This is a genomic window from Dolichospermum sp. UHCC 0352, from assembly GCF_009711925.1.
Taxonomy (GTDB): Bacteria; Cyanobacteriota; Cyanobacteriia; order Cyanobacteriales; family Nostocaceae; genus Dolichospermum; species Dolichospermum lemmermannii.
In genome coordinates this window covers 1-8,102 of the sequence record NZ_VIKY01000096.1, presented here as the reverse complement: position 1 = coordinate 8,102, position 8,102 = coordinate 1, and the positions used below count along the sequence as shown (strand labels likewise).

Sequence of the window (8,102 nt, the reverse complement as noted above, 5' to 3'; positions counted from 1 at the left end):
GGGGGCTAAATTCCTCAAAGTCCCCCTTTTTAAGGGGGATTTAGGGGGATCTGCGGGTGTCAGATCCCACACGAAAAAGTTTTCAAACATCCTCTTAGGAAAATTTATTAGTCCGTTTTAACGGACTTGAGCTATGAGACAGGGAATTTATTCCCTGACGGGTGTGGAAGCAAACAGATAAGCCATTTTTAACTTAAGTTGACACCTATGAGCTTTTGCTTTACCCCTACATTTGTCATGAGGATTGGGATATTTTTTGAGTAGGAATTTTTTAAACTCCAGTAATTACTCATTACCCATTTTTACAAAATATTGAGCAGGTACACCAATGTGAAGAGAATGATCCAAATAATATCCACAAAGTGCCAATAAATTTCCGCCATTTCGATGCCTGTATGTTTAGTAGCAGAATAATGACCACGACGGAAAGAACGCCATAATACACCCAAAATTAATAACAATCCAATAAAGACGTGCAAACCGTGAAAGCCTGTCATTAAATAAAAGCAATTAGAGAAAACATTGGTAGTGAATCCATAACCTAAATTCATGTATTCATAAACTTGACCAGCTAGGAATACAGCCCCCATAATTGCGGTGATAAAATACCAAAACCGCATCCAACCCACACTATTTCTTTTAATTGCCATATCACCAAAGTGAATGACAAAACTACTAGAAACGAGGATGATCGTGTTAATGGCTGGGATAAATAATTCTACTTCTGTTCCTGCTGGTGGCCAAACTGCTGTAGTCCCTTTAAAAAACAAATAGGTGGCAAAAAATCCACCAAACATTAATGATTCAGAAGCGAGAAATGTGATTAATCCCCACACTCGTAAATCTGGATGTTCTTCATGCCCGTCGCTATGATGTTCAATTGGTGTAATTGCAGTCATATTATTATTCCTAGTATTTGGTTCTCAATTAGCTTCCTCACCCGTCTGGGAATAAATTCCCAGTCTCATAGCCCAAGTCCGTTAAAACGGACTAAAATTCCAATTTTCCAGTCGGGTTTAACCGACTTTTACTATTAGCCTTGTACTTGAGTACAAGGCGGATAAATTATGTTTGCGTTTCAACTGACGGGTTCTGTTAGCGATGATTTATCATGACCATAGTCATAAGGTCCATGAGTAACAACGGGTAGAACTTCCCAGTTTTCAATGATGGGTGGGGAAGAGGTTGTCCATTCTAAAGTTAAACTTTCCCAGGGGTTATCACCTGCGAGTTCACCGTTTTTCCAACTGAAAATGGCGTTTAAGGCGAAGGGAATGACAGAAATACCCAAAAGGATTGCGCCAATGGTGCAAAGCTGGTTTAAGCTGGTAAATTGGGGGTCATACATGGCAACTCGGCGGGGCATTCCTTGTAACCCTAGTTTGTGCATGGGTAGGAATGTGAGGTTTGTGCCGATGAAGGTGAGGACAAAATGAACTCGTCCCCAGGTTTCGTTCATCATTCTGCCGGTGATTTTGGGAAACCAGTGATAGATACCTGCGTAAATCCCAAAGACTGAACCACCAAATAAGACGTAGTGGAAATGACCGACTACATAATAGGTGTCGTGAACGTGAACGTCAAAGGGGGCTGTTCCCATGGTTACGCCGCTTAAACCGCCCATGACGAACATGGAAAGTAATCCAATGGCGAATAACATGGCGCTGGTGAAACGGATTTTTCCTCCCCAGAGAGTTGCTACCCAACCGAAGATCTTCACACCTGTGGGGACTGCAACTATGAGTGTGGAAATGGTGAAGAACATCCGCATCCAACCGGGTGTACCACTGGTGAACATATGGTGAACCCAAACGAATAAACCAACGACACAAATAGCGACTGTGGAAAAGGCGATCGCTTTATAACCAAATATCGGTTTCCGGGCGTGGGTGGGAATAATTTCGGACATAATCCCGAAAATCGGCAGAATCATTAAATAAACCGCCGGATGGGAATAAAACCAAAATAAATGTTGGTAAATAACGACGTTACCACCTGCATCTGGTTTGAAGAAGGATGTGCCGAAGTTAATATCAAATAACAGCAAAACTAAACCGGCTGCTAATACGGGAGTAGAGAAAAGGGCAAGGATAGAAGTTGCTAAAATTGCCCAACAAAATAGGGGAACTTGATCCCATTTCATGCTGGGAACTTTCATCATCAAAATGGTGATGACAAAGTTAAGTGAACCTAAAATTGAAGAAGTTCCTACCAAAACAATCGCTAAAATCCACATTGTTTGGGCGTTGTTGGCGGTAACTAGACTTAATGGTGGGTAAGCTGTCCAACCTGATTGAGAACCACCAAAGATAAAACTACCTAATAATAATAATCCGGCGGGGGGATTTAACCAAAAGGCGATCGCATTTAATTTAGGAAAAGCCATATCTCTAGCACCCATCATTAATGGGACTAGATAGTTACCAAATCCACCAATTGCACTGGGAACAATCCACAAGAAAATCATGATTGTGCCATGATTTGTCATGAAGGCATTGTACAGATTTGGATCAAGAAAGTCCGAGTCCGGTGTGGCTAATTCGGCGCGAAGGGCGATCGCCATTAACCCACCAATTAGATAGAATGCAAAGGCTGTCACCAAGTATTGAATCCCAATAACTTTGTGATCAGTATTAAATGTGAAATAATCTCGAACTTTCCAGGCTGGGGGATGAGAACTATGAGTAATCAGCCGGGTTGTTGATTCGCTTGCATCAGGTGGGGGATTAACTGGAAAATTTACTTGTGTCATATTTTTGTGAGTTGTCTTTTGTCAGTTTTCAGTTATTAGCTAATAATTACTAATGACTCATAACTAATGACTGAAGATTTGTTGGAGTTACTTCCAAATTTTGAATGTAGGGGTCAAGAAATTCTGACGGCGATAAATTCTCCAAATTCACAGCTATTATATGATTTATATCTTGATTTTCTGCAATCTGGTTTTCATTCATCCAAGCATCAAAATCTTGTTGTTCATGAACAATTACCTCTGTCCGCATTGAACCATGATAACCACCACACAATTCTGCACAAACTACCGGATAAGTACCAGTTTTTGTAGCTGTAAATCGCAGTTGTGTAGGAACTCCAGGAATAGCATCTTGTTTCAGACGAAATTGGGGAACCCAAAAAGAATGAATCACATCATCTGCGGATAAATTCAATTGCACATCAGCACCAACAGGAACGTGCAATTCTCCAGCAGAAATACCACTTACAGGGTAATTAAATAACCACGCAAACTGTATACCCTTAACATCTACAACCAAATCAGCCGGTTTATTTTTGGTTTGCGGATTTTCACCAATCCCAATATTAGCTATTTGACTAACATTCATAGCACCTGCTGACTCATGGTGAGGATGACTACCGACACCAAAACCACCCATTTGGTTATAAATATCAACACTATAAATACCTAAAACAATCACAATTACCGTAGGAATTGCCGTCCAAAAAATTTCTAAACTCAAGTTACCTTCTACAGGTGTACCATCAGAGTTATCTCCTTTGCGTCGTCTATAGATAACTAGAAACAGCAGAATCGTCCCTTCAACAATTAAGAAAAGAGCAACCGCAATTGTCAACATGAGATTGAAAAAACCATCTACCAAAGGTGCTTGTTGCGATGCTGCTTCCGGTAATAAATGATGATTTTGACCAACCCAGATACTGATAGGGGCTATGATCATCCCAGCTAACAGTGTCCACAGCGAAACAGGAACTTTTTGCATGAATGCTACCTGCTTTGTAAACATTAATAAAACAATAGTCAGTGAAGATAGACTTTGTTTGTGTAGCCACAGAATTATTTTCTGAGGATAAGACAATCTTTGATATTTTCACTATTACTGTTCTAGCTTGTAACTAATAAAAAATGGGTAAACTTCCATATTTTTTCATATTGATAACTACAAAATCCCCGACTTCTTGAAGAAATCGAGGATTTGAGAGTTGATATTTTCATAAATCAAATAGCAGCAGAAAAAATAGTAGCAAGTATGATTTTTTTAGATGATAACAACTGAAGATTTACGTTTCTGTTTACTGCGAACTTTTTCATCAGTTGCGATCAATATCGAGATTCCCCTCTAATTACCTTGCTGATAAACTTGACAAAAATAACCAGTGTTTTGCAAAACATCACACCGTATTACCAAGAATGTTATTTATCTAGTGTGTCATGACTGTAACAATTCTTGGAACAAATCCGAGCGCAAGCTTCACAACCAATACAGTTTTCTGGATTAGCAATAACCATTACTTTCCGTTCAACTTCTTCTTCATCTTCATCTACTACAAATTCACCTTCTTCATTCAAAGCCATTAAAGCTAAAACTTTATGACCACAAATTTTCATACATCTGCCACAACCAATACATTTTTCTTTATCTATTTCTTGAGCAAATTTAGGAGTCCAAGCATTACCACCATAAGTCAATCCTGTTAATGTAGCCATGAATAAAACCTCAGCAATTTTAGCTAGATGTTAGTTAATCCTTTAATCTTCATACTAGCCTGAGATTTCATTTTTTCAATCACAAAAATTAACTTTTTGTCAAATTTTGATGACTTGCTAAATAATATTATTTATTTTTAATTAGTTCAAAATATTAAATGATATTACTTATTGATAAATTTACGTAGTGTGCTTGAATAGAAAGCTTATTAGTCAAAGGTTTCTAGAATTGTGTTTAAATTTATTTTCTCAATAGAGCTTGATAAATTAGCCTAAAGATATCTTATGTAACAAGAATAATAATCAATTGTCAAAGATTATTATTGGCTTAATTGACTTCCTATTTGCAAATATTTTCTAATTAGATAAAAATATTCTCCTGACGGTATTAGTAAACACAAACTTTAAAAAATCATTTCCTCTATTTTTGAACCATTTTGTTTTCTATTCTTTATTACTAATTACCCATTCCCGCCTATAAGATGTTACTCAAAAACATTTAGCATAATTTATATAGCCCAAACCAAACATTATGACAGTAAATATTCAGGTAAATATTAAGAAATCCTGCCAAGCTCATCCCGAACAATCTTATTGAAATCTTTATGAAAATTATAGTTAATGAAGAAGCAATGAAGCCTAACTTTGCAAAATATAAATAGCTACAAAATCTGGCTTCATTAACCATATCAGTAATTAATCAGGCGAGAAAAATATCTTCTCGTTATAGAGGTAATTTGGTAGCAAGTTATGAATCAATTGGACACATTAAGGGGAGACTTGAGCCAAACATCTCAACGATTAAAGTAGGAACAGTTCCTATGCCACATATAATTCCTAACAACAGTTGCGTGGGATGTGACAACTGCCGACCCCTATGTCCTACGGGTGCAATCAAAATCGAAGATGATGAATATTGGGTTGATCCTGCCCTTTGTAATAATTGTGAGGGTTATTATTTACAACCACAATGTGTGATTGCTTGTCCAACAAATGCGCCTATACCTACACACGCAAAAAAAGGAAGATGCAAAGTTGAACCACGTGATGCGACTAGTCCAGATTTGTTTTCTAATGGTAAGAATAATCCCTTTGCGTCAGCAATAGTTATTTGGGAAGCTTGTAATTTACTAGCGCAACGAACATCTTTACAATGGGAAAAAAATGAGGAGGGTAATTTACATTACAGTCGCTCAGTTAATCAAGGACGAGGGACAATTTCCTTTCAGATCCAAGACCTATTTCCAGCTAATAACCGCGCTGATAATTTACAAGCAATTGATTATCTAGACATTCGTGCTGCTTGTATCCATCTCATTTTTGCTGCTCAAATCACAGCCCTAGATCAACCTTGGGAAGAAGAATTTACAATTGATGAACGACAAATTGAACAGTATTTGGGCTTAGAAAAACGTAAAGACCTCAGCAAAAGCACCAAACTTGGTTTAATTAAAAACATCGTTTATCAAACTTGTTCTCTCATGGTTTCTATTGACTGGCCGCAACAGGGTAGAGTTCCCAGTTTTTCTATTAAAGATAGTTATCTATGGAATTTGACAGATACTCAGCACCATTTTCAAGAAGATGATCAAGGTTGTAAATATTTAGTCGGACTGACATTTACAGTCAAAGCTGGGATTTGGACACAACATTTCTTCAACAGACAAGGATGCAAAGAACGCACCACATTTTATCAGTATGGCAGTCTTCCCAAAACCCTATTAACCACAGTTATGAGTCTGTGGCAACAACATGAAGGGGCTGTGAGACTTATGCTTTGGTTATTATTTAAAACCAAAATGGGTAGAGAACAAAGGATTACTATTCCTACCTTGCTGCGCGTTGCTTATGGTGAGGAAAAAGTGACTCAAGCTTCTAGACACAGGGAAGAACGTAAACGCCTCCTTAAAGCCTATGAAAATGATTTAGAAGTTCTCAATCATTATGGAGTAAAGCCATTATTTGATCCTGTTACCTATCCCCCAGAAATTCAACCTTTGTGGGCAAAATTAGTTGATATCCCTGAAGATCCAGAGGAAGCTTTAGAATTTTGGATTAATGATGGTAGTGGTGAAAATCGTCTCACAGACAGCGGACCACGTGGTAAATGGAATTTGCTTCTGAATGCCCGAATTTTATCTTTTGAACTCCCTCCAGACTGGGAAAACCGCTCAGAATCAGATAAAAAACAACGTCGCACCACTAAACCCAAAAGTAATCATCAACAAACAGGTAATTTATTGGGGGAACAGGTGACAGAAGGACGTAAAAAAATGAACCTTTCCCAAAGGGAATTAGCAAAGCTGATGGAAAAAAGCCAAAGCTGGATTCGTGACGTGGAAAAAGGTCGTTTAAAAGCGAAACTAGACGATCAAATGCTTCTGAGACAATTGCTAGATATCTCTTAAAACAATTAAGCAATACCTCCGCTATTTTTTGTAGGTTGGGTTAAGCGATAGCGCAACCCAACACATTTGTTTGGTTATGACGGATGCCTATAATTCCCGTATAAATACGCACTATTTTCCTCGCAACGCGAACAACCCTAAATATTAATCAAGGCTTTTTTCAATTTGGCAAAGGTATTGCTTAAACTGTTACCAATGCTCACAACTTAGTTAATTAAACAAAATCAAGATGCAAATTTTGATTTTTCGTGTTAAATGATGAGTATTAAGGAAATTTGTCAAGATGATGGTGTCAATCTTAAATCTAGTGAGGAGTGAACGTGAGTAATATTATTTTTCGTAAAAGTTTTTTAACCTTACCAAGTCTTGCAGCTTTGGTAATTTTAGGGAGCGGACTTTCCGTAAATGCTCAGACAGTTGAGCCAGAAACAATTATTCTTCCCACCCACCAAACATCAATATTCACCGTTGCTACAGAAGAAATAGCCAGTGGAACAATCACACCCATACCAGGAACAGTAGAAACTTCATCAGTTATGCTCAATTCTGGTTCTACAGAAGCCAGTGAAAAAACACAACCATCTAATCGCATCGCACAAAGTCCAATTGGCATAGGTAGAGCCACTCGTGGTGGTAGTAGCTACATCGGTGTTGGTCTCAACGTTGGTGCTTCCGGTGGCTTTTCAGACCTAAGTGATGGTAACTTTACTGTCATTAGTAAAATTGGTGTTACCAAAACTCTATCAGTCAGACCATCAGTAATACTAGGATCAAACACAACATTTCTCGTCCCTATCACTTATGACTTGTCTTTTAAATCACCAGATCCATTTACAGAAGCTTTACCCATAGCTCCTTATCTTGGATTAGGTGCAGTCATTAAAACAGGCGATAAATCTGAAACTGCTTTGTTAGTCACTGGTGGTATAGACGTACCTCTCAATAGTAGATTAACCGCCACAGCCGCTGTCAATGCTGGGTTTTTTAGTAAAACTGATGTCGGGGTTTTGTTGGGAGTTGGTTATAACTTCCGTGGGTTTTAGAAGATAGGACTAAGCAGAAGTTTAGACCTGCTAGACCTCTGCTAACACCTGAATTCTACTCCGTAGCATCCATTAAGGAAAATTAGCAAACAAGCAACTAGTTACTTGCCTTCACAAGAGAGGGATTGGCGCTGTACAATTTTTTGGTAACAACCGACAACTGACAACTGTACGGGCGAAGCATTTGGA

General features: G+C 38.2%; 6 protein-coding genes. 2 read left to right on the top strand and 4 right to left on the bottom strand.

Features of this window, described 5'->3' with window-relative positions; all coding sequences use genetic code 11:
• Positions 1 to 302 precede the first annotated feature (302 nt).
• The 4 genes from FJR06_RS06295 to fdxB form a co-directional block, all read right to left on the bottom strand.
• Positions 303 to 899, bottom strand: a complete 597-nt coding sequence (locus FJR06_RS06295; RefSeq protein ID WP_015078454.1) for a heme-copper oxidase subunit III — start codon at positions 897 to 899, stop codon at positions 303 to 305.
• 179 nt (positions 900 to 1,078) lie between these two features.
• On the bottom strand, positions 1,079 to 2,752 hold the full coding sequence (gene ctaD, locus FJR06_RS06290) for a cytochrome c oxidase subunit I (protein ID WP_168632683.1): 1,674 nt from the start codon (positions 2,750 to 2,752) through the stop codon (positions 1,079 to 1,081).
• Between the two features lie 49 nt (positions 2,753 to 2,801).
• Positions 2,802 to 3,737 (bottom strand): cytochrome c oxidase subunit II, encoded by a 936-nt coding sequence (coxB, locus tag FJR06_RS06285; RefSeq protein WP_015078456.1) that lies wholly within the window; start codon positions 3,735 to 3,737, stop codon positions 2,802 to 2,804.
• Positions 3,738 to 4,168: 431 nt separating this feature from the next.
• Entirely contained in the window at positions 4,169 to 4,462 is a 294-nt protein-coding gene (gene fdxB, locus FJR06_RS06280; RefSeq protein WP_015078457.1) for a ferredoxin III, nif-specific, read from the bottom strand.
• An 821-nt stretch (positions 4,463 to 5,283) separates the two neighbouring features.
• Here fdxB and FJR06_RS06275 point away from each other — a divergent pair.
• Together FJR06_RS06275 and FJR06_RS06270 are read left to right on the top strand one after the other, a co-directional pair.
• Complete coding sequence (locus tag FJR06_RS06275) at positions 5,284 to 6,870, top strand: 4Fe-4S ferredoxin (RefSeq protein WP_015078458.1); 1,587 nt, start codon at positions 5,284 to 5,286, stop codon at positions 6,868 to 6,870.
• Between the two features lie 314 nt (positions 6,871 to 7,184).
• Positions 7,185 to 7,913: a hypothetical protein gene (locus tag FJR06_RS06270; protein ID WP_015078459.1), complete on the top strand. Its 729-nt coding sequence runs from the start codon at positions 7,185 to 7,187 to the stop codon at positions 7,911 to 7,913.
• The last annotated feature ends 189 nt before the right edge of the window (positions 7,914 to 8,102 follow it).

Coding starts and splice junctions, on each gene's coding strand:
- FJR06_RS06295 (WP_015078454.1), bottom strand. CDS start 899: ATGACTGCAATTACACCAATTGAACATCATAGCGACGGGCATGAAGAA.
- ctaD (WP_168632683.1), bottom strand. CDS start 2,752: ATGACACAAGTAAATTTTCCAGTTAATCCCCCACCTGATGCAAGCGAA.
- coxB (WP_015078456.1), bottom strand. CDS start 3,737: ATGCAAAAAGTTCCTGTTTCGCTGTGGACACTGTTAGCTGGGATGATC.
- fdxB (WP_015078457.1), bottom strand. CDS start 4,462: ATGGCTACATTAACAGGATTGACTTATGGTGGTAATGCTTGGACTCCT.
- FJR06_RS06275 (WP_015078458.1), top strand. CDS start 5,284: ATGCCACATATAATTCCTAACAACAGTTGCGTGGGATGTGACAACTGC.